This window comes from Paenibacillus sp. WC2504, from assembly GCF_052682475.1.
Window position 1 is genome coordinate 330,648 of record NZ_JBQZFH010000001.1, and the last position, 21,470, is coordinate 352,117.

General features: G+C 50.0%; 16 protein-coding genes. 5 read left to right on the forward strand and 11 right to left on the reverse strand.

All coding sequences use genetic code 11. From position 1 onward, the window contains the following. Nucleotides 1–14: 14 nt before the first annotated feature. Nucleotides 15–2,339, forward strand: coding sequence for an S-layer homology domain-containing protein (locus tag ACUN27_RS01510; RefSeq protein WP_445558278.1), 2,325 nt, complete (start codon nucleotides 15–17; stop codon nucleotides 2,337–2,339). A 457-nt stretch (nucleotides 2,340–2,796) separates the two neighbouring features. Here the strand turns inward: ACUN27_RS01510 and dgoD are convergent, their stop codons facing one another. The 7 genes from dgoD to ACUN27_RS01545 all read right to left on the reverse strand — a co-directional run bounded on the left by dgoD (nucleotide 2,797) and on the right by ACUN27_RS01545 (nucleotide 11,244). Beyond that, nucleotides 2,797–3,945, reverse strand: coding sequence for a galactonate dehydratase (dgoD, locus tag ACUN27_RS01515; RefSeq protein WP_315954488.1), 1,149 nt, complete (start codon nucleotides 3,943–3,945; stop codon nucleotides 2,797–2,799). A 32-nt stretch (nucleotides 3,946–3,977) separates the two neighbouring features. Beyond that, nucleotides 3,978–4,610, reverse strand: a complete 633-nt coding sequence (locus tag ACUN27_RS01520; protein ID WP_445558279.1) for a bifunctional 4-hydroxy-2-oxoglutarate aldolase/2-dehydro-3-deoxy-phosphogluconate aldolase — start codon at nucleotides 4,608–4,610, stop codon at nucleotides 3,978–3,980. Between the two features lie 18 nt (nucleotides 4,611–4,628). Beyond that, nucleotides 4,629–6,245 (reverse strand): response regulator, encoded by a 1,617-nt coding sequence (locus ACUN27_RS01525; protein ID WP_315954490.1) that lies wholly within the window; start codon nucleotides 6,243–6,245, stop codon nucleotides 4,629–4,631. Further along, a complete protein-coding gene (locus ACUN27_RS01530) occupies nucleotides 6,242–8,002 on the reverse strand; it encodes a sensor histidine kinase (protein ID WP_445558280.1) in 1,761 nt (586 codons plus the stop codon). The genes ACUN27_RS01525 and ACUN27_RS01530 overlap by 4 nt, the downstream gene beginning before the upstream one ends. Before the next feature lie 116 nt (nucleotides 8,003–8,118). Next, the gene (locus ACUN27_RS01535) at nucleotides 8,119–8,934 is read right to left on the reverse strand and encodes a carbohydrate ABC transporter permease (protein ID WP_315954492.1); all 816 of its coding nucleotides are present in this window, start codon (nucleotides 8,932–8,934) and stop codon (nucleotides 8,119–8,121) included. Then, on the reverse strand, nucleotides 8,931–9,815 hold the full coding sequence (locus tag ACUN27_RS01540; protein ID WP_445558281.1) for a carbohydrate ABC transporter permease: 885 nt from the start codon (nucleotides 9,813–9,815) through the stop codon (nucleotides 8,931–8,933). Before ACUN27_RS01540 ends, ACUN27_RS01535 begins: the two co-directional genes overlap by 4 nt. A 79-nt stretch (nucleotides 9,816–9,894) precedes the next feature. After that, nucleotides 9,895–11,244, reverse strand: coding sequence for an ABC transporter substrate-binding protein (locus tag ACUN27_RS01545; protein WP_315954494.1), 1,350 nt, complete (start codon nucleotides 11,242–11,244; stop codon nucleotides 9,895–9,897). 607 nt (nucleotides 11,245–11,851) lie between these two features. Here ACUN27_RS01545 and ACUN27_RS01550 point away from each other — a divergent pair. Then, nucleotides 11,852–12,550: a hypothetical protein gene (locus ACUN27_RS01550; protein ID WP_445558282.1), complete on the forward strand. Its 699-nt coding sequence runs from the start codon at nucleotides 11,852–11,854 to the stop codon at nucleotides 12,548–12,550. Between the two features lie 350 nt (nucleotides 12,551–12,900). Here the strand turns inward: ACUN27_RS01550 and ACUN27_RS01555 are convergent, their stop codons facing one another. From ACUN27_RS01555 to ACUN27_RS01565, 3 genes are read right to left on the reverse strand one after another with little or no spacing between them, the layout of a single operon-like run. After that, nucleotides 12,901–14,682: an ABC transporter ATP-binding protein gene (locus ACUN27_RS01555; RefSeq protein WP_445558283.1), complete on the reverse strand. Its 1,782-nt coding sequence runs from the start codon at nucleotides 14,680–14,682 to the stop codon at nucleotides 12,901–12,903. After that, the gene (locus tag ACUN27_RS01560) at nucleotides 14,675–16,432 is read right to left on the reverse strand and encodes an ABC transporter ATP-binding protein (protein WP_445558284.1); all 1,758 of its coding nucleotides are present in this window, start codon (nucleotides 16,430–16,432) and stop codon (nucleotides 14,675–14,677) included. The genes ACUN27_RS01555 and ACUN27_RS01560 overlap by 8 nt, the downstream gene beginning before the upstream one ends. 33 nt (nucleotides 16,433–16,465) lie before the next feature. Then, on the reverse strand, nucleotides 16,466–16,912 hold the full coding sequence (locus ACUN27_RS01565; protein WP_326062974.1) for a MarR family winged helix-turn-helix transcriptional regulator: 447 nt from the start codon (nucleotides 16,910–16,912) through the stop codon (nucleotides 16,466–16,468). A 367-nt stretch (nucleotides 16,913–17,279) separates the two neighbouring features. Between ACUN27_RS01565 and ACUN27_RS01570 the strand changes: the two genes are divergently transcribed. Next, a complete protein-coding gene (locus ACUN27_RS01570; protein ID WP_315954499.1) occupies nucleotides 17,280–17,642 on the forward strand; it encodes a DUF2294 domain-containing protein in 363 nt (120 codons plus the stop codon). Between the two features lie 233 nt (nucleotides 17,643–17,875). Here ACUN27_RS01570 and ACUN27_RS01575 read toward each other — a convergent pair whose 3' ends face one another. After that, nucleotides 17,876–18,124 (reverse strand): hypothetical protein, encoded by a 249-nt coding sequence (locus ACUN27_RS01575; RefSeq protein ID WP_315954500.1) that lies wholly within the window; start codon nucleotides 18,122–18,124, stop codon nucleotides 17,876–17,878. Between the two features lie 35 nt (nucleotides 18,125–18,159). Here ACUN27_RS01575 and ACUN27_RS01580 point away from each other — a divergent pair, with 35 nt between their 5' ends. Both ACUN27_RS01580 and fdhD read left to right on the forward strand, forming a co-directional pair. Then, on the forward strand, nucleotides 18,160–20,517 hold the full coding sequence (locus tag ACUN27_RS01580; RefSeq protein WP_445558285.1) for an FdhF/YdeP family oxidoreductase: 2,358 nt from the start codon (nucleotides 18,160–18,162) through the stop codon (nucleotides 20,515–20,517). Next, complete coding sequence (gene fdhD / locus ACUN27_RS01585; RefSeq protein WP_445558286.1) at nucleotides 20,517–21,389, forward strand: formate dehydrogenase accessory sulfurtransferase FdhD; 873 nt, start codon at nucleotides 20,517–20,519, stop codon at nucleotides 21,387–21,389. The genes ACUN27_RS01580 and fdhD overlap by 1 nt, the downstream gene beginning before the upstream one ends. The last annotated feature ends 81 nt before the right edge of the window (nucleotides 21,390–21,470 follow it).

The window sequence follows — 21,470 nt, forward strand, 5'->3', positions numbered from 1 at the left end:
AGAGGAGTACGACAATGAAGAAAAGTTTATCCGTTATCGTGAGCTCAGCTATGGCTGTTACTTTATTTGCATCTGTAGCTCTAGGTGCGACTGGCGCTAAATCCTCAGCGGATTTCAGTGATTTAAGTGGGCTTGATGCGGGAACCAAAGCTAAATTTGATGCGATGATTTCCGCAGGTATTTTTGATGGAGTAAGCAATGGCGTTTTTGGCCTTCATGATAAAATGAACCGTGCGCAATTCGCCAAAGTGGCGGCTTTAATTTTCGGATTGAAGGTAAATTCAACTTTGCAGGTATCTAGTTTCAGCGATGTGAGCAGCTCAGATCCGGCAAATGGTTATGCTCTACCTTATATCGAAGCGTTGAAAGCTGCTAACCTTACCGACGGCTTTGGCCAAGGCACCTACAACCCGGCAGGCGAAGTTACGAAAGAGCAGCTGGCCGCCTTCCTACTTCGGGGATTGAATAAAGATGCCCAAGCTAAAGGAACTACAGGGGTTAATGATAACACCGTCTCCAGTTGGGCCAAAGGTTATGCCGCGTTGGCGATTCAATTGAACCTGCTCAGCAACCAAGCTGACGGTACATTCGGGGGAACCCAACCTGCGACACGCGACCTGTTGGTTACTTCCTCTTATGCAGCGAAGCAGCAATTTGTACCTGGGAGTATACCTTCCGGACAGCATTCGGAAATCCATGCAGAAGACCTGAAAGCCTATAGTCTTCCAGGAGGTTCACAGGCTCAAGTCAAGAGTGTTCTGCAGGAAAAAACAACAGATGGTTGGAGAGTTGGAACCGTCGTTAAGCTAACCAATTCGTCCAATTCCACGATACGTGTTCCTGATTACGAGCTGCGTGTCAGAACGTCAGACGGCACGGATTACACGCTAGTGCCAAGCGCAAGCAACGCCCGTTCGATTTTGCCTCAGAGTGATGTGACACTTAGTTATATGACCGATATTAATGTAAAGTCGGACGTAAGTTTAACGGATGTTCTTTGGATCGATGTGGATACAAAAGTATATCCTAAGCAGGAAACGCTGCTAGCGGATTCTCCTGTTGGATCGATTGTATGGCGCGGTAATGATGCTGTGATCAATGATGCTTCGCTCATGGGAGAGTGGGGAGCTACCTTCTCCATTCCAGGCGTGACTTCATCTTTGAAATATTCGGCGACAAGTCTGTCCAAGCAGTTCTCGGGGCAATCGCCAACCTATATCGTACAAGTGAAAGTTCAGAACTCGGGAAGTTATGCGGAAACCATTCCGGATTTTACGCTTAGCGGGAAATCGAATGGACAATCTTTTATTGGAAAAAGAGTTGAGGAATCCCCAATAACTCTGAATGCGGGAGAACAGAAATATATTCATTTTGCGGTTACAACGGAAGCAAGTACGCAATTGAATGCTTTCTATGTTCTTACACCTGAAAGTTTCTTGAAACAAGGCCAAACAACGCCGCTTCAATACTATACAGGACGCATTGGATTCGGACTTCCGGCTAATGGCGGAACAGAAACAAGCACAGTCCCTTCCGGAGGCAACTATACCTTTGGTACACCGATGGTATTCGAGCAAGGGAATGAGTTCATCAATCCTAATCTGGCTGTATCGTTAGAAGAATTGCATGTGACGAATAACGAAGAAACCGGAAATAAAACGGGATTAGCGAAGTTCAAGCTGGTTAATAAAGGTGATAAGCCGATTCCTGTACCGGCTTTAGCCGCCGATTTAACAGGGAAAGATGGTTTCACGTATACAGGAAGCCGTCAAACGTTGGGTACTTCGGACATCGCTCCTGGAACTGGAGTCGTAGTTAGCTATGGTTATACCATTCCATCGACAGACCAAAGTGATCAGTACAAACTGAATGTGCAGGGTGTCCTTGCAGGAGCTTCGCAAGGCCAAACGGGTTATAAATCCACCATTGCCAGCTACACGGTCAGCACGCAAAGCGACAATGATCATAACAATGTTTCCCTATATCCATTCAAGTTGAACATCAAAAGCTGGACATTATCTCAGCTGACGATTACGACTCCGTCCTTATCTTACTCATATAAATTAAATCTTGATTTGGACATTACACGTGACCCTGAAGTCCTTGTAGATAATAACTTCTCCAAATTGAAATTTGAATTGGTTGATGGTTCCGGAAGTTCATTGGGATCGAGTTCGTTCCCTTTCAGCGGAACAAATCGTTTGGTGAGCGGCACGCAATCGCTGAGCTTCAGCAATTTGACGCAAAACCAAGTTCAAAATAATGTTTCCATCAGAGTTTATGAGTCTGTGACTACACCGAATGGTGAGATGGACAGATTTATTACAGAATTGAAATAATCTTTACGATAAAAACAGAGCCCGCGAATTTTGCGTGGCTCTGTTTTTTTTGTTCGAGGGTCTGCCAGCACCTACTGTCGGCGCTAACGGACTGAGATGACGCTATTCGCGGCTTTTAAGGTAGATTCAGCATCTAACGGACTCACGAGCCGCTATTGGCTATGAAAATGCCAAAAACAGCGGCAAAATCCATAAATAGCGCCTCCTCCGTCCGTTAGCACGGGAAATCAGCCGAATTTAGCAGAATAACGGCTGCTGAGTCCGTAATAGAAGAGTGTGGCTGCTCACGTGCTGACGACTGAGTGGCTTTTGGCGGGCGGGATTCTTATGCAACCGTCGCCTTGCTCTCGTCGTAAAAGGTAAAAAAGGCTGCCCCACCGGTCCTTACAGACCTTAGGGAGCAGCCTCACGTTATGCCTAATCACCAGAAGAGGGGGAGGAAGCTAGAACCAGGATCCTACCACTCCGCTACCGTACCATCCGCTTGGCGCCAAACGGGATTTTTCCATGTGTGCCCGATAGCGGCCATTTCACGAACCTTGTCTTCGTTGATTTCGATGCCGAGACCTGGCGCGGTCAGGTTTTTGACGAAGCCGTCTTCGTATTGGAACACTGCTGGATCCTTCAAATAATCGAGCAAGTCGCTGCCTTGATTGTAGTGAATACCCAAGCTTTGCTCCTGAATGAAAGCGTTCGGGGAGCATGTGTCCAGCTGCAAGCAGGATGCCAGGGCAATAGGGCCTAACGGGCAATGCGGCGCAACCGCAACGTCGTAAGCTTCCGCCATCGCGGCGATTTTGCGAGTCTCCAGAATGCCTCCGGCATGGGAAAGATCCGGCTGGATAATGTCTACATAGCCTTGCGCGAGCAGATCTTTGAAGCCCCAGCGTGTGTACATGCGCTCACCGGTTGCGATCGGGCATGAGGTGTGGCGGGCGATCTCCCGAAGCGCCTCATTATTTTCCGGTAACACAGGCTCTTCAATGAACATAGGGCGGTATGGCTCCAGTTCTTTGACGAGGATTTTGGCCATGGACTTATGAATGCGCCCGTGGAAGTCGATGCCAATGCCGACATCCCGGCCGACGGCTTCGCGGACAGCGGCAATACGAGCGATGGCCTCGTCCACTTTGCTGAGCGAGTCGATGTAGTGCATTTCTTCCGTGGCATTCATCTTCACGGCCGTAAAGCCCGCGGCCACCTGCTGTTTGGCCGCCAACCCAACGTCGCTCGGACGGTCGCCGCCGATCCACGAATAAACGCGTGTGCGGTCACGGCACGCACCGCCAAGCAGATCATAAATAGGGGCATTGTAGAATTTCCCCTTAATGTCCCAAAGCGCTTGCTCGATGCCGGAGATCGCGCTGGTCAGAATAGGGCCTCCGCGATAGAAACCGCCGCGGTACAAGACCTGAAACATATCTTCAATCCGCATGGGATCTTGGCCAATGATTTGCTCACTCATCTCCATGACGGCGGCTGCGACTGTATCCGCTTTCCCTTCGACGATCGGCTCGCCCCAACCCGTAATGCCTTCATCGGTTTCGATTTTCAAAAACAACCATCTTGGCGGCACCTTAAACAGTTCTAATTTCGTAATCTTCATGGTAAATTTCCTCTCCCATAACCTAGAATGTCTTACTGGTTTACTGCCGCCATGAGCTGCTCGGCATATGTTGTAATCGCTTTATAATTCCCTTTTTGAATTTCGCTAAGTGAGACCAAACTTCCTCCCACGCCGACGGAAAAAGCGCCTGCTTCGAGATAAGCGGCAGCATTGTCCTTCGTGATTCCGCCAACGGCGAGGAGGTTTACATCGTTCAGAGGTCCTTTTATTTCTTTCAAATAAGAAGGTCCCAAGCTGGAGCAAGGGAATAATTTCACCGTTGATGCCCCGCAGTTCATGGCCTGCACAATTTCTGTCGGAGTAAGGGCTCCCGGAATCGGAAGCACCTCGCTAGCTAAAGCCTTTTCAATCATGCCCTGATCCACATTCGGCGAAATCAGGAACTGGGCGCCGGCCTGAATGGCTTCATCCCCGTAAGCGGCGTTCAGCACGGTGCCGGCACCAATCACCATACGGCCCTCATACTTTTTGCGCATCATTTGGATGATTTGCAATGCATTTGGCGTATTCAGTGTCACTTCGGCTAGTGCGATGCCGCCGCGCTCAAGCGCCTCAAAAAGAGGCTGCGCCTGAGAGGGCTCAATGCCGCGAATGATGGCAATGACCTTTGATTTCTTCAACTGCTGCAAAACTTCCGACGACATACCGTACATCCTCCTTTTTTATGAATATTGATCACGGTACTCCTGCGGGGTCATGCCGTAATGCTTTTTGAAGGCATGGTTGAAGGAGTGGGGACGTTGGTACCCGAGCTGTGTAGCGATTTCGTATATTTTATCGTGACCGTTCTTCAGCAGATAAGCCGCTCGATCCATTCGTACGCGATTGACATAATCGCTGAGGTTATCGCCGGTTTCCAGCTTATAAATTTTAGACACGTAAACAGGGTGCAAAAAGACATGATCGGCAATAGACTGCAGCGAGACATCGTTGGCCAGATGTTGATCGATAAAGGACCTGATGTCATTAATCAAGGTGACACGGCTGTCTTTCCGCTCTTGATCCATGTCTTCTCTCATCCGATGCAAGGAGCGAATTGTCCAATCACGCAGCTGGTTGACCGTACGAAACGGGATGCCTTCGGTCATCCGGTCGTAATCACCGCCGATGAGTTGGTGCAGAGGCCGGCCATTTTTATGAGCAATATAAGCAAAGGCAGACGCTACAGAGAAGTAAACCTCCAGCAAATGCTCCTGAGACTCGGAGAATTTCGCTTCCATTTCATCGAAAATCAGAGTTAGCTTATCCTCCGTATCCTCCCAACGGGCGGCTTCCAGAAGATGATTGAGCGTAGGCGGTTCGTACAGTCTTTGAAGAGCGGAGAGCTCTGGCTGAACGGATTCGTCGCCGAGCCGCATCAACAGCTCATGTTCACTGCCAATTTGTTTGCGAAAAGCGTTCAAAGAGGCGTTATACAGGGAGGTAACCTCACTGGGAAATTGTCCCCAGCTGCTCAGCAGGATGGAGATTTTACCTTTTAAATAATTTTTGACGGCAGATTGCAGGACGGAAGCGGTTCTCTCGAGCCAGGAGGAGTCTTCTTGATCCTCGGCCAGCGGCTTCTTTTTCATCACAAAAATCAAATAATCATGTGCATCTTTCGTGTGCCAGCTATCAAATTTCTCCGCGAACAGCTCCTCGACCATGTTGCTGATGGCATACTCCATAAGGGATAGACGGCTCATATCGTACTCCAGGAAATCTGACTCAAGCCGTATCATCATTAGCACACAGGGGTGTTCATGGAAATCCGGAAGCTCCAGCATCTGCATTTTGTCCCGGAGGGATTGCTCAGTAAGTTTGCGCCCCTGAAGAAGGTCGCTCAGTAAATTTCCCCGCAGCAGAGGGAGGTTTTCCTTCACTGTATAGCTCAATCGCTGCTTGGAGAAAACTTCCTGCCACTCGCTCTGAAGCTTCTCCATGACCCGCCCGACAGCAGCCAGCAAATCCGGTTCGGTCACGGGTTTCAGCAAATAATCCTCGGTACCTTGAAGAATCGCTTCCTTGGCATAGTTGAAATCGGAGTAACCCGATAAGAGAATGCATTTTGTTTTCTGCCATCTGCGGTTTATTTCGGCTATGAGCTGCAAGCCCGATATACCCGGCATTTGAATGTCGGTAAGAACAATATCGATGGAGAATTGCTCCAGGAGCTCCAATGCTTCCTTGCCTGAGTAGGCTTTGAATACTTGTTCAATCCCAATGGATGCCCAGTCAATCGTGGCATGAAGCCGATCTACGACATGAGCTTCGTCATCGACAATCAAAAGTTGAATCATCGTTTGCTCTCCCCGCCAGCTTCCGGAAGGTTCATCTGCGCACCGCGCTTCCAAGTTAACACAGCCTTCAAGCCTCCTTTTTCACCGGGATAAAAAGTAAGCCCTGATCCTTCTCCGAACTGGTAATACAGCCGGTGGTGGACGTTCCAAGTGCCGCAGCCAATGTCATCCGACATTGGGGAATGCAACTGTTCCAGCAGTCGAGCTAGTCCCGCCTCGTTCAGTCCAGCGCCGTTATCTTCAACGATGACGCGGTTCCAGTTCTCATCCTGCTCACCGGTTATGGTGATAAGATCGCCTTCCACGCTGCGTTCGATGCCGTGCAGGATGGCATTCTCCACCAAAGGCTGGAGGATCAGCCGCGGAACCCACTCATCCAGCATATTCGCGGGAACAGAAATATCGTATTTCAATCGATGGATACGCAGGTGCTGAATATTCAAGTAGTGGCCGACCAGATCAAGCTCATCTGACAGTTTAACGGCCTGCTTTTCAACCCTGGTCGTATAGCGGTAGAATTCGGCCAAATTTTGCGCCATAGCCACGACAGATTCTTTATCCTCCATCTCCGCCGAATTGATGATGAAGAACAAGGAGTTATACAGAAAGTGCGGATGAATCTGCGATTGCAGCTGCTTCAAGGTGGCTTCGCGGGACCGAATTTTCTCGGCATAGACGTCTTCGACCAGCACTTGAATTTGCTCCGCCATTTCATTGAACCGCTGAATAAGGAAATCAAATTCATTTTTGGCCTTGTAGTGGATGCGGGCGGATAGATCGCCGCGTTTCACCTTTTGTACACTTTGCATCATTTTGCCAATCGGTATTTGTACGTTCCGGTACAGCATGAAAGAAGCAAGCACACTCATAACGAGCAGAAGTCCGATGGTGGTATAGAACAATTTGCGCGTCATGGTAATGGGCGAAAGTATTTTCTCCACAGGGACATAATCAACTAAATACCAGCCTAGCTGCGTGGATTTCACATAGCTGATCAAATACTGCTGACGATCGATCTCGAACTGGACTTGACCGGAGCTGGGAAGGTCCCCATCAAGGGCAAGCTGCTCTCTAATGGCATTCGTAATCTGCTGGTTGGAAGAGCTATTCACAATTAGAGCGTTCCTGCCGTCCACCAAAAAAGGATCGCTCCGTTTATCCTGCTTGTACACGTCCATAAGATTCACCATGTTTTGGACGCTGAACCTTACTTGATAAAGCACATTTGCTTGGTCCACCGTCTGCGCACGAATCGGCTCGCTAATTTCCCGGATGAACGACCCAATCCCTTTGTCGCCTTCCCGTATCTCATAGGTCCAGGTGCGCTGAATGGCTCGATGCCAAGGCCACACATCCGTGCCGTTGACGAAAATGCTGGAGGAAAGCACCTGCTTTCCCTTGGGTATGGCAACCGTGAGTTCATTGACCCAGCCACTGGAGACGCTTTGCAAGCTGAGTTTTTGAATCATTCGCGATTGTTCTTTCAGCACATCATAGTCCGGTGAATCGCTCCGATTAATATATTCCCTCATATAAGGATCGCTCCCGAGAATGACGGGGGACATGGCCAGCCGCTCCACATCCGCATCCAGTTGATGCATGAAGAAGGAGAGCTGATTTAAATTTGAAGACTGAATCTGATCCTGCACAACGTTATTCGTAATCCGGTTCGTATAGCTGTACAGCAGCACGATAGGAATGAGCAGTAAGATCAACATGATTAAGATTTTGCTGAAAATATTCAATTTATAGGGCATGCCAAATCACCTTCCGGGTCCGCTAAGCGTTATAACTTAGAGTATACGCCTACGAGAGAAGTCCTCCAAATGAAGTAACCTCTCTCGTCATTGTATCCAGGGATAACCCTTCGGAATTAACCTTTTACAGCACCTGCGGAAAGCCCGCTGACAACATAGCGCTGCGAAACTAAAGCGATAATCAGCACCGGAAGCGTAATGATGCAGGCTGCGGCCATAAGAGCGCCCCAATTAATCTCCGAATAAGACATGAAGTTAAATACGGCGATCGGCAGCGTCTTCGTTTTGTCCCCGGCCAGAATGACAGAGAACATGAAATTGTTCCACGAGAAGATAAATGAAAGCAGAGATGCCGTAATTACGCCAGGCCCGGAGATCGGGAGAATAATCCGCAAGAAAACCTGATGATGTGTACAGCCGTCAATAAGGCCGGATTCTTCGATTTCCGTTGGCAAAGCTTCGAAGAAGGAGATCATAATCCAGATAATAAAAGGCAAACCGACGAGCATGTGGCTTAGAATAAGGGCCGTATACGTGTCCACCAAGTGGATTTTGGAAAATAAAATGAACCAAGGGATCAGGAACGTAATCCCAGGGATGATTCTCGCAACTAGAATGAGAAGCCCAAGCTTTTGAAGGTGATGTCTTGCAATTGCATAGGCTGCCGGAAGGCCCAGAATAAGTGACAGCAGCGTCGAACCGAAGGCAACAAGGAAGCTGTTCCAAATGAATTTCAAGAAATCGTATTCCTTGAACACACTGACATAGTTATGAAAAGTCGGTTTGAAAATAAACAATGAGCCGGTCGACAAAATTTGCGATTGTGTTTTAAAGGAGGCGAGCAGCATCCAGACAAACGGGAATGCAAAAACAATCAACACGATGAAGGTGAGCAGGGTTTGGAGCAATCGTGAACCTCTTTTTTTCTTCATGAAGCGGCTCCCTCCATTCGTTTGCGCATCCAAATCATAAATAACGTAAGGCCCATCACTAACGCGAAGAAGATGACAAGCAGGGACGACGCCATACCGAGCTTGAAGTATTGGAAGCCAAGTACATAGCCGTAAAGATTCAGTGTCTCCGAAGCGAAGTTCGGTCCGCCTTGGGTTGTTGCGTAGATAATGTCGAATGTTTTCAATACGTCGATCAAGCGGAGCATAGCCGCCACAATAATCGTTGGTCTTAAAAGCGGAAGTGTGATGGAAACGAACTTTCTCCATGTACTTGCGCCGTCCACATCAGCGGCTTCATAAGGGTCGGTTGGCAGTGTAGCCAACCCGGCCATGATGATGAGCGCAATCATCGGCGTCCATTCCCAGACATCTACGATGACAAGAGATGGAATAACCTGATTGGGAGAAGCCAGCCATAGCAGGGGTTCTAGCCCTAATGATTTGAGCATCATGTTGGCGACGCCGATTGTCGGCTCATATATCAGCATCCAGACCAAGCCCATAGCGACCGGTGTGGCGACCATCGGGAGCAAGAACACTGTTTTGACGAGGTTCTTCCCGCGAAACTCTCTGGAAAGCAGCAAAGCGATGGCGATGCCAAGGATAACCTCCAAAGCGAGTGCTGCAAAGGTAAAATAAAACGTCGAGCCTGCGGCATGCCAGAAGCGCTCGTCTTTTAGTAAAGCTGTGTAGTTGGCTAAGCCCACCCACAGGGGTGGCGTCGTAGCGGACATGCTCCACTCGTAAAAGCTGATGCGCACCGTGTAGATGATGGGAAACAGCATCATGAGCAGGACGAAGATGACGGCCGGAAGGGTATAAATCCATTTTAAGTTGCGGTTAAACCAGCTGTATTGCACCTGAAGTCACCCTTTCTGATGTTCGGATTGAAAGGAAAAAGGGTCATCAGATGACCCTTTTCACCCATCAAACACCTATTTATCTCGTTTTATCTTTATCTATGATTGTTTGCAGCGCTTGGTTAGCTTTATCTGCAACCGGTTGGATGTTGGTTTCGCCGGACATCACCTTCTGCACGATTTCACCAACCGCATCACGAGCTTCACCTACGCTGATAACCGTTGGACGGTCGTGGTCAACACCTGTTTTGGCGCTTTCCTTGATGATCGGAACTAGCTCTGCAGGGAATCCGGTCGTACCTTCCGGTTTATCCCATACCGAAGCGCGGGCGCCGGGGTTGCCTTTTTGCTGTGTTTTCAGCACGACATCTTTGCTTGTCGCCCATTGGATGAAGGCCCAAGTTGCATCTTTATTGCCGGATTTGGCATTCATGGCAAGTCCCCAAGATGTGATGCTGTAAGGCTTGGAGCCTGCTTTGCCGCCAGGGAATACTGCGAATCCAACTTGGTCAGCTACTTTAGACTTGGCAGGATCCGTTGCATTCTGGTACAAGGAGTTGGCATCCGTTAAGAAAGCAACCTTTCCTTGTGCGAAAATACCAAAGGCTTGCGGCCAGGACATGTTAAGCACACCTGGAGGTGCGTAGTCTTTCAGCAGCGTACCGTATGTGGTAAAAGCTTTGATCGCTTCAGGCGTATTGATGCTGGCTTTCTCGCTAGTCGTGAAGTCCGCTCCTTCCGAGTACAGGAAGGACGACACCTGCGTGACGAGCGGTGAGCGCTGGCCCCTTGCGACGAATCCGTACATTTCGTTTTTCGGATCGTGTAATTTTTTCACTGCAGCATTAAGCTCATCTAATGTTTTCGGTACGGCGATGCCGGCCTTTTGCAGCAGGTCCTTGCGGTAGTACAAAATCTCTTGCTCCGTAATAATCGGAATGCCCGCTAATTTGGATTCAACCGTTGTGGAGCCGATAGCTGATTTGGAGAAATCGTTGAAATCGTAATCCTTGGCTTTTTGCGCATAGTCATCTAAAGGCTGCACCCAACCGTTTTTGTAAAAAAGCTTACCTTCCTGAAGCGGTCGGTACATGAAAACGTCAGGCGTTGCGGAGCCGGATGTGAATTGAACCGTCAGCTTTTGTGTGAGCTGATCTTCGAAAAAGCTTTCGACATTCACCTTGATGCCTGTTTCCTTCTCGAAATCCGGCAGCAAAGGCTTGATGGCATCTGCCCAAGGGTGGTTGGCCGTAACGAGCGAGATCGTTTTACCTGCGAACGGCTTTGCGTTAGCGGTTGCAGCAGCACCGGCGCTTGGCTGAGTAGATGGCTGTGTCGTGTTCGATGTACTTCCGCAGCCTGCTAATACCGTTGCAGCCATAACAGCCGTCGTGCCAACGCCAATCCATTGTTTGAATGATTTTTTCATCTAATATGTGACCTCCCATGTACTTAGAAATGACTGTGTTTACATCTCTAAGAGTACCTGAATCCTGTAGGGTGTTGATATAACTAAGATTTAAGATGGATAACTACGGCTGAAGGTAATTCGTGTTAGGGATAGGGTGCCCTGATTGAAAGCATAAAAAAAGCCCTATTAGGAGGGCAATTCTTAAGTGAATAGACATACTTCACTTAGTTGCAACCCAATAGGGCGTTACGCTTGCACTTCTCTCGCGCTGCTGGCAGTTTTACTTTTTCGTTCTTTTAACGTAATTGAGAGTTAAACCAATAATGTTCACGATTAAAAATAAGGTAAGTAAAATATTTGTGGTATGCAGTTCTGCCTTTAATTGCGTTATATCTGTTTGTAGTTGTTGTGAAAGGTTGTTAGTTTGATCTGCTACATTTCCAATCCTACTACTGATATCGTTAAAAAACTGGTGAAGTTCTGAAAAGTCCAAAGAATATCATCCTCTCAGATATAGATGCTTATTTTCTATATAATACTGTATATTTCTAATAATTTACAATATTAATTCCATATTATAGTATTTAATTGTAGTATATATATTATTTTTAAGGAGATGGTATTTTTGTTAAAAATTAAAGAAAGAGTTTTATCAGCTTTACTGGCACTTTGTTTTGTATTATCTATACCTTCTCAGGCATCAGCAGAAGAAGTAGTTTCCACACAAAAAGTTAAACTTAAACTGACGTATGTTGATATTCCCTTTTCTGAAAGCGTCAATCTGGTTAGAAGTGAAACTATCAATTCTGCAAAAGTTGAAGTTTTTGATACAAAAACTGGGGAATTGTTGAATACATATCGAGAAACGATTGAAAAACAACAGAAGAAGTCTAATATTAATTCTATTACAAGCGGCGATTACTACATAGTGACCACTACTAACGATAGAACAGATGGTCCGAGTGGTACACAAGCAGTTACTAGATTAACTGTTAAAATGAATGTCTATAGTTCTGGCGGGTTTAGACAAATAAACTCGATAGAATCTAAAACTATGGCTGTAGTAAATTCAGGAAGTTTTACTTTAGAATCTGTAGACACTGTGGCTATTTCAGCTACAGGTAGTTTTCCTACCACCGGAATAAGAGCCAATGGAACTGGTGTAATTACAAAAAAAATGACCTTTACGTCTCTTTGGGAATTTAGTGCGGGACTATCGGCTTGGAAAATGGCGGAGTTTAATATTACTTATCAGGATAGTACAGCTAAAGAATTTTATGCTAGAAAGCCTATAAGTGTGAGTTTAAACTATAGTTTATATTAATTTAAAAAGACTACGGTAAAACCTTAGACGGAATTCTTTGCAAGTAAGTAAACAAAAAAGAGGGCTCCCAGATTAACGGGAACCCCCTTTTTGCATCTCTAACGGACTGAGCAGCCCTTATTCAATGAATTTGGGGCATTTTCAAATTGTAACGGACTCCAAAGCCGCTATTCACACAAAAATTGTGCGTTTTACTTGATTTATTAGCTAATAAGGACTCTGGTGTCCGTTACATTTGAGAAATAGGGAAATAAACGAAAATAACGTCTCTGGTGTCCGTTAAATAATTAGAGATAGCGGAAAGCTTGACCGCCTCAGCCATGGAGGCAGCCTTCAACCGTAACGGCTCCTTAAAGCGAGCTAACCTGGCTGAATTGGTTGGCATACAATTCATAATAATGCCCGCGGAGCGCAAGCAGCTCCTCATGCGTGCCCCGTTCCACGATCTCGCCGCCGTGGATGACCAGAATCGCACTCGCTTCGCGAATCGTGCTGAGCCGGTGGGCGATCACGAAGCTCGTGCGCCCTTTCATCAGAACGCCCATCGCCTGCTGGATGTGCAGCTCAGTGCGCGTGTCGACGGAGCTCGTCGCCTCGTCGAGCACGAGGATCGCGGGATCGGCGAGAATCGCCCGCGCGATCGTGAGCAGCTGCCGCTGGCCTTGACTCAGGTTGCCGCCTCCGGCGGTCAACATGGCGTCATAGCCGTTAGGCAGCTTGCGAATGAACCCGTCCGCGTTGGCAAGCTTCGCGGCGGCTTCGACTTCTTCGTCCGTCGCGTCCAGACGGCCGAAGCGGATATTTTCTCGGATCGTATCCGAGAAAAGGTACACATCCTGCAGCACGATGCCGAGGCGGCTGCGCAAACTGTCTTTATCGAGGCTGCGAATATCGCGGCCGTCGATAGTGATGGAGCCCTCGCCGACATCGTAGAAGCGGGTCAGCAGGTTGATGATCGTCGTTTTGCCGGCGCCCGTCGGGCCAACCAAGGCGATCAAATCGCCGGGCTCTGCGGCGAACGTGACATCGTTCAGCGTAGGCACGTCGTCGGTGTAGCGGAAGGAGACGTTTTGAAAAACGACTTCACCTTTCACGTCGGTTAGCTGCTCGGAACTTGTGCCAGGATCGTATTCCGTCTCGCGATCCATCACTTCAAACACACGCTCAGCACCCGCGATGCCGGACTGAATCATATTATATTGATTCGCAAGATCGTTGATGGGGCGGCTGAACTGCCTGGAATAGTTGAGGAAGCTGATAATAACGCCAACCATCGTCCAACCTTTGAGCACCATCCAGCCACCTATGGCAGCCAGCAGAATGAAACTGAAATGATTGATCATGTTCATGCTTGGTCCCATCATACCCGAAAGCTGCTGGGAGCCAGTACCGGCTGTGCGGAGCTGCTTGTTGATCGCACCCAACTGGCGGACCGTCGCGGCTTCACGGCGGAACGTTTTAACTACTTTTTGCCCGGAGATCGTTTCCTCGATTAAGCCATTGAGTTCACCGAGCCGTTGCTGCTGTTCCTTGAACAGGCGCTGAGTGTGCCTCGTAATCTGCTTCGTCGTGAATAGAACGATGGGAACCGTAATCAATGTAATGAGAGTAAGCCAAATGTTCAAAGTAATCATCATAATAAAAGATCCGACTATCATAACGATACTTGTAATGATTTGCGTTAAGTTTTGACTGAGCGTAGTTGCTACGTTATCGACGTCATTCGTCGTGCGGCTCATAAGTTCACCGTGAGAAGTCTTGTCAAAATAACTGATCGGAAGCTTGTGCAAGTGGCGAAACAGATCCTGTCTCATTTCCCAAACCGTCCGCTGAGATACCCCTGCCATCACATAGGATTGAATCCAAGTAGCGGCACCGCTGAACAAATAACAGCCAAGTAAAAGAAGGCAGAGTCCAAGCAGCCCGCTGCGGTCCCGCGGTACGATATAGTCATCGATGGCGACGCCTATCAAATAAGGCCCGAGCAGCGCAAGACCGCTGCCGACAACAGTAAGGATAATAACAGTGATCAGCCCGATGCGCTGCTGCTGAAGATAACCCCACATGCGAAGTAGGGTAGCACCGATGTGCTTGGCGCGCGGCTTTTGCGCCGGTGTCTGCTTTTTAGCCATGAAGGGCGGTCTCCTTTCCTTGCTGCGAGCGGTAAATGTCTTGATAGATCGCGCTTGTCGCCAGCAGCTCTTCGTGAGTTCCCCGTGCGGCGATGCGGCCCTCATCCAGGACAAGAATTTGATCGGCGTGCAGCACCGATGTAACGCGCTGCGCGATGATGATGCGTGTGCTGCCGGCCATTAACTGCTGTAGGGATCGCTGGATGCGCTTCTCCGTGCCAAGGTCAATGGCGCTGGTGCTGTCATCCAGTACAAGCAGCGGTGAGCGCAGGAGCAGAGCTCGCGCAATCGCTATGCGCTGTTTCTGACCGCCGGATAGATTCACCCCGCGTTGTCCCAGCTTCGCCTCGTACCCTTCGGGTAACTGGCGAATGAAGCTATCCGCTTCCGCAGCCTTGGCGGCTTCCTCGATCTCGGCCGCAGTAGCCCCGGGCCTGCCGAAAATAAGGTTCTCGCGAATGGTCCCGCTAAACAAGATGGACTGCTGCAGCACAATGCCAATTTGACTGCGAAGCTGTTCGACGGGCATTTCTTTAATATCAACGCCACCTAAAAGAATGCGGCCCTTCGTTGCGTCATAAAGCCGTGGAATCAAGCTGACAAGCGTGGATTTACCGGAGCCGGTCGCCCCGAGAATCCCGATCGTTTGACCTGGCAGCGCTTTGAAAGAGATGTCCTCAAGCACAGGCTGATTGGGAGCAGAATCATACACAAAGGATACATGTTCGAACTCCAACTCACAGCCAGCCCCTAGTGAATTCCGCTCTGTATGTACTTCGTTCCGTTCCTGCACAGGTTCGTTCATATCCGGTTCTGTCTCCAAGACTTCACGGATTCGCTCGGCGGAGACTTGGGCGCGGGAAATATTCATCAGCGTATTGCTGATTGAAACCAACGAAAAGAGCACTTGAGTGATATAGATAATAAAAGCGGCCAAATCGCCAATCGCCATAGAACCGCTCCAGGTCTGTCCGCCACCGAACCACAGAACCGCAACAATGCTAATGTTCAAAATTAATGTCATCAGCGGTCCGCTTGTAGCCAGAGCGCGGGCGGAGCTGAGACTTGCGTCCAGCAGGGCGGTGTTCGCTTTACCGAAGCGGGTTCGCTCGAAGGCGGCGCGAACGAAAGCTTTGATCACCCGAATGCCTGATGTGCTTTCCTGCATAACGGTGTTAACGCGATCGAGCCTCGCCTGCATCAACCGAAAAAGTGGCGTAGAGCGTTTCATCAGCACAAATAAAATAAGAAATTGAATCGGGACGACGACCAGCAAAATCAAAGAAAGCCGTGGCGAAATAACAATCGCCATGATGATGCTGCCATTAAGCAGAGAAGCCTCGCGTGTAAACTGGCGCAGCAGAATTTGCAGGATGTTCAGCATTTGCATCACATCACCGGTCAAGCGAGTAATCAGCGAACCGGTTGAAAAAGTATCCAACTGCCGGAACGAGAAGGATTGCACCTTCTCAAAAACGCTGAGCCGCAAGTCAGCGCCAAAGTTTTGTGCGGCTTTCACCGTAAAAAACGTACAGCCTACCCCGCCGACTAGGCCGAGAAAAGCAACGCCCAACATGTGCAAGCCCGTTGACCAAACCAGCGCGAGGTTACCCTCGGCTACGCCGTGGTTCACAATAGCCGCCATGAGGCGAGGCTGAGTAAGGTCCATGCAGACCTCCATCACCATGAGCAAAGGGGCAAGCAGGGTAATTAGCCAGTAAGGTTTAACAAATGATCGTAGTTTCCACATCGCAAGAAGTCCTTTCTTTTGTTTGGTGGCTAACTAATTTTCTTCCTCTTTCGGACGCAGATTCGCCTGCATTTGAAGCAAAAGACGGCGGAATAGGAGGATTTCCTCAGGCAGAAAATGCGAAAAGGTCAGCTCATCCGTCGCCTTAATGGCTTCCTTGACATGGACGGTGACTTCCCTGCCTTTATCTGTTAAATAAACGCGGGTAACCCTCTGATCCGTTGGGTCTGGCCGGCGTTCAACAAGGCCTGTTTTCTCCATGCGGTCAACCATAACCGTCAGTGTTGCCGGCTTATTGTGTATGCGCGCGGCAAGCTCGCGCTGACTGAGTCCGTCTTCGGCGGACAGGGCAAGGAGCAACGGCGGTTGTCCGGGATAAACGTCATACGGATGAATGATTTGATCGATCGTCCGGCGGTGCATTTTCAGCAAATGAGACATCATATGTGTGAGTGATTCGGGATTCGGGTGACGCGACACGGATATCCTCCTTTTTTGTTAGGTGACTAATCAATATCTTAGATACGTATTTCGATCCTGTCAATACACGATTTCACTTCTACGCTCCTTGTAAAATGCTCTTTGCACGGCTCCACGCATTTCAGGTATTGTATAGGTAAGGCATAAAAGGAGAGTGGAAGGAAATGACCGGCGCTATTATTTTGGGCGTAATTGCCCTTGTTATCATACTTGGAGCAACATTCTGGGTAACTCGGAAGGCGTACTCCCGTAGATGGGACGAAGAGGAGCGCGATTGAGGAGAGCGGTTTGCAGGCACAACCTCCCCCTAGTCAGGTATGCGCTTTCTTGCTATGATTGAAGGAGCAAACATAAAGGTGGATGGCCGATGAACCGAATGGAGGCCGAATTCAGTAACCTGGTCAAGGCTTATCGCAAAAGGCATATGGGCAAAGGGCCGGAGCGCGTTACGACGACTTTTTGCAAGTGCTGGGCGATCTGCGAAATGGCTGGCAACCTATCACCGGTGGAGAAGTTCATGGCGAAGACGGGCGATGGCAGACAAATGCTCCGCACGGCTCGCACGGAAATGGTCAAAGAGATGTATCGCGATTATCCCCCTGTGGAGATGGAAGAACTGCTCGGCGCGAAATTCGTCCAGCTGTTCGTTGACATCGACATTGAGCAGGACTTGGGGATGTCCGTATTCGTTTTTGATCAGGATTTGGAGAAGAAGTTTGGCGGGAAGTAGGCTGTGGTTGTTATGGGGAACTTTGTCTGACTGTTGACCGTAGACAGGGGACCACAGACCACAGACCAGAGACCATTGAAGCTGTACAATCATGTAAAAAGTGCAGCAAAACATCGCAATTTTGCGATTTTGAGAGTGAATCGTGTATTTTATACAGCAAAATTACGGACTATAGCCACCAAATAGAGCTTTATCCCCAATTTTGATGTACTTTTTGCAGGATTCAATCTAAGTTATGCGTAGTTGGCATAAATTTGATGTACTTTTTGCAGTTTGAGGGCGTGACTTCCATACATGGCACCATCAAACGCAAAGGCAAACATGCCTCCCAAGGCAAGATTTGCTAAGAATGGCATATACATAATCAAAGTGCTTGGCACTTGGTAGCGAACCTGCCGGAGACTAACCACTGTAGAACATCGCTTGTAACTTTCTGAAAAGGAAGCTTGCAGGGCGAGTTTTGCGGTGGTTTTTTGCTTCATATCAATCCAATATCATGATAAAGGAGCTGCTTATAATGGGAAAAACGAAGCACACCGGGCCGATCAAGCTGCCCGCCAAGCCGGATCCGAAGCTGTGGGTCAGCAAAGTGCCGTTCGGGTTAGGCAAAGTGAAGCCGCAGCATATTCGGGAAACGGCCAAAATTGCTTGGCAGAATCGGGATAATCTTCCTTATGCCTACCGAATATTAACGCAAGGGGTCTGCGATGGCTGTGCATTAGGTGTGTCGGGGCTTTACGACCAGACGCTGGCAGGGCCGCATCTCTGCACAACACGGCTGAACGTGCTTCGGCTGAATACGATGCCGGCGATCCGGGAGGAGCTGCTCCATGCGGACATCGACGAGCTGAGCCGCATGAGCAGCACAGAGCTAAGGCAGCTCGGGCGTATTCCTTATCCGCTCATACGGCGGCACGGGGAGCGGAAATTCAGCCGCGCCACATGGGATGAGGCGATGGACACGATTGCAGCGAAGGCGCGGGCAATTGACCCGAAGGGGATGGCCTTTTATCTGACGGCGAGAGGTATCACGAATGAGTCTTATTATGCGGCGGCCAAGGTGGCGAGGCTGCTGGGCACAAACAATATCGACAATGCCTCGCGCATCTGTCATTCGCCGTCGAAGACGGCTTTGAAGCGCTCCGTCGGTGTCGGGGCTTCAACATGTAATTACAAGGACTGGATCGGAACGGACGTCCTTGTGTTCTGGGGCAGTGTGGCCGCGAACAATCAGCCGGTCTCAACGAAGTATATGTATGCGGCCAAGCGCAAAGGGACGAAGATCATTGTCATTAACCCGTACTATGAGCCCTCTATGGAGCAGTACTGGATTCCTTCCATTCCCGAATCGGCATTATTCGGGACCAAGCTTGCCGACGATGTGTACCAAGTGAACATCGGCGGAGACATTGCCTTCATGAACGGCGTCATGAAGGTATGGTTCGAGATGGAGGAGGCTGCGCCCGGCTCCGCCATCGACCATGCGTTCGTGCAGGCGCACACGAACGGCTACGAGCAGCTGCGCGCCCACGTGGCGCAGCAGGACTGGACGACGCTTGAGCAGTCGTCCGGGCTCTCCCGCGAACGCATGCGCGAGTTCGCTCAGCTGCTTGCGCGTGCCGCGTCCGCAGTTTTCGTGTGGAGCATGGGGCTCACACAGCACCGCTTCGGCACGGACAACATCTCGCAGGTGGCGAATCTCGCCCTCCTGCGCGGCTTCCTTGGCCGCGAACACTGCGGGCTGATGCCCATCCGCGGCCACAGCGGGGTGCAGGGCTCCGGCGAAATGGGCGCGGATCCCTTCTCTTTGCCCGGCGGCGACATCAGCAGTGCCGTCGACCGCAGCCGCATCGAGCAGCTCTGGGGCTTCGCGCTGCCGAGCTGGCAGGGTGACATCGTCGGTGTCACCCTGGAGAACGCGCTTCTGCCCGAGGAGCAGGAGCGGAAGCTCCGGCTGTTTTACACATCCGGAGGCAATTTCCTGGAGACGATGCCTGACCCGGCATTCGTCCGTGAAGCTCTAACCGCAGTCGATGTCCGTGTTCACCAGGACATCATCCTGAACAGCTCCACGCTGCTGGATGCGCGGGAGGCCGTGGTGGTGCTGCCGGCGATGACGCGTTACGAGCAGCCAGGGGGAGGTACGTCCACCTCGACGGAGCGGATGGTGTACTTTTCGCCCGAGATCGCCGGCCCGCGGATCGGCGAAGCCCGCGCGGAGTGGGCGATCTACGCCGATTTGGCCCGCCGCGTGAAACCCGAAGACGCCGCCCGGCATCTCGGCTGCGGCAGCGCCGCGGCCATTCGCGAGGAGATTGCGCTGGCCGCGCCAAGCTATAATGGCATCCAGCACCTGCGTGAGCGCGGTGATGTATTTCAATACGGCGGCGCTTGGCTGTGCGAGGACGGCGTCTGCCCGACGCCGGATGGTCGCGGCGCACTGCTGCCGATTGAGCTTCCGCAGCTGCGGAAGCCGGAGGGCCACTTTGCCGTGACGACGCGGCGCGGCAAACAGTTCAACTCGATGATCTACAGCCACATCGATCCGTTCAACGAAGCGGATCGTTACGATGTGCTGATCCATCCCGGGGATGCGGCGCCTCTTGCTCTAAGCGAAGGGGAGGCGATTGTGGTCTACAACCGGTTCGGCAGCATGCACGGCAGGGTCAAATTTGCCGAGATCAAAACCGGCAATATTGAAGTCCACTGGCCGGAAGGGAACAGCTTGATCCCGAAAGGCGTTTACGAGCCTCATGCCGGCATCCCGGAATATAATACAGCGGTTATTGTGGAGAAAGCAGAAACGTACCATGCCCACAAAGACACGCGTTACGTCGAGAAGCGGATTGAAGAGCTGGAGATCGAGGCGGGGTGATGACGTTGGAAAACGAACAAGATCGGGTTGAGTCTACTGGCTTTGCCGAATCTCTGAAGTCTGCAGAGCCAGCGGAGCCAGGGCTTTCTTCAACGACAACATGGAACATTTACCGCTATAATGGCACGGAAATTCTCCCTCAAGAGGACACGATCGCGACGGAGACGCCGTTAACGATCAAGGTGGATGGCGAGGAATTCGCTACGCTGGTGTACACACCAACGGATTCGGTTGATCTGGTTACCGGCTTTCTTGCTTCTGAAGGCTTGATTCGATTCGTCGATCAGATTGAGTCCCTCACATTAGAGGAGGAACGCGGCTTCGCCTATGTGAAGCTGCGGCATTTGCACCAGCTAAGTAAACAAATGGTGTCCAAACGGTTCATCGGCTCCTGCTGCGGCAAAAGCCGTCAGTTTTATTTTCACAATGACGCTCGCACGGCCAAAACCGTTTCTACGAAACTTCAGATTACGATTCAGCAGTGTTTTCACCTTATGAGTCTCATGCAGGAGCAGTCGGCGGATTTTCGAGCTACGGGGGGACTGCATAATGCAGCCCTGTGCACGGCGGATGAGCTGCTCTTGAGCAGGTCGGACATCGGAAGGCATAATGCACTGGATAAAATATATGGTCACTCGCTGAGACAGCGAATACCTGTTCGTGATAAAGTGATTGCCTTTAGCGGGAGGGTCTCTTCTGAGGTCGTACTCAAGGTTGCCAAAATCGGAGTCGGTATTTTGCTGTCGAAATCTGCCCCAACGGACTTGGCGCTTAGATTAGCGCAAGACCTAGGAATTACGGTCGTTGGTTTTATCCGAAGGGACCAATTAACGGTCTACACCCACCCGCAGCGTATAGCGGAATGTCGATAAACCCCTTTTTATGTGGGAAAATTTGTATTGTCTCTCTATCACAAATATGCTAGATTCTAGTCACTGTCATATTTTGTTAAG

Coding starts and splice junctions, on each gene's coding strand:
- ACUN27_RS01510 (WP_445558278.1), top strand. CDS start 15: ATGAAGAAAAGTTTATCCGTTATCGTGAGCTCAGCTATGGCTGTTACT.
- dgoD (WP_315954488.1), bottom strand. CDS start 3,945: ATGAAGATTACGAAATTAGAACTGTTTAAGGTGCCGCCAAGATGGTTG.
- ACUN27_RS01520 (WP_445558279.1), bottom strand. CDS start 4,610: ATGTCGTCGGAAGTTTTGCAGCAGTTGAAGAAATCAAAGGTCATTGCC.
- ACUN27_RS01525 (WP_315954490.1), bottom strand. CDS start 6,245: ATGATTCAACTTTTGATTGTCGATGACGAAGCTCATGTCGTAGATCGG.
- ACUN27_RS01530 (WP_445558280.1), bottom strand. CDS start 8,002: ATGCCCTATAAATTGAATATTTTCAGCAAAATCTTAATCATGTTGATC.
- ACUN27_RS01535 (WP_315954492.1), bottom strand. CDS start 8,934: ATGAAGAAAAAAAGAGGTTCACGATTGCTCCAAACCCTGCTCACCTTC.
- ACUN27_RS01545 (WP_315954494.1), bottom strand. CDS start 11,244: ATGAAAAAATCATTCAAACAATGGATTGGCGTTGGCACGACGGCTGTT.
- ACUN27_RS01555 (WP_445558283.1), bottom strand. CDS start 14,682: ATGGCTAAAAAGCAGACACCGGCGCAAAAGCCGCGCGCCAAGCACATC.
- ACUN27_RS01560 (WP_445558284.1), bottom strand. CDS start 16,432: ATGTGGAAACTACGATCATTTGTTAAACCTTACTGGCTAATTACCCTG.
- ACUN27_RS01570 (WP_315954499.1), top strand. CDS start 17,280: ATGAACCGAATGGAGGCCGAATTCAGTAACCTGGTCAAGGCTTATCGC.
- ACUN27_RS01575 (WP_315954500.1), bottom strand. CDS start 18,124: ATGAAGCAAAAAACCACCGCAAAACTCGCCCTGCAAGCTTCCTTTTCA.
- ACUN27_RS01580 (WP_445558285.1), top strand. CDS start 18,160: ATGGGAAAAACGAAGCACACCGGGCCGATCAAGCTGCCCGCCAAGCCG.
- fdhD (WP_445558286.1), top strand. CDS start 20,517: ATGACGTTGGAAAACGAACAAGATCGGGTTGAGTCTACTGGCTTTGCC.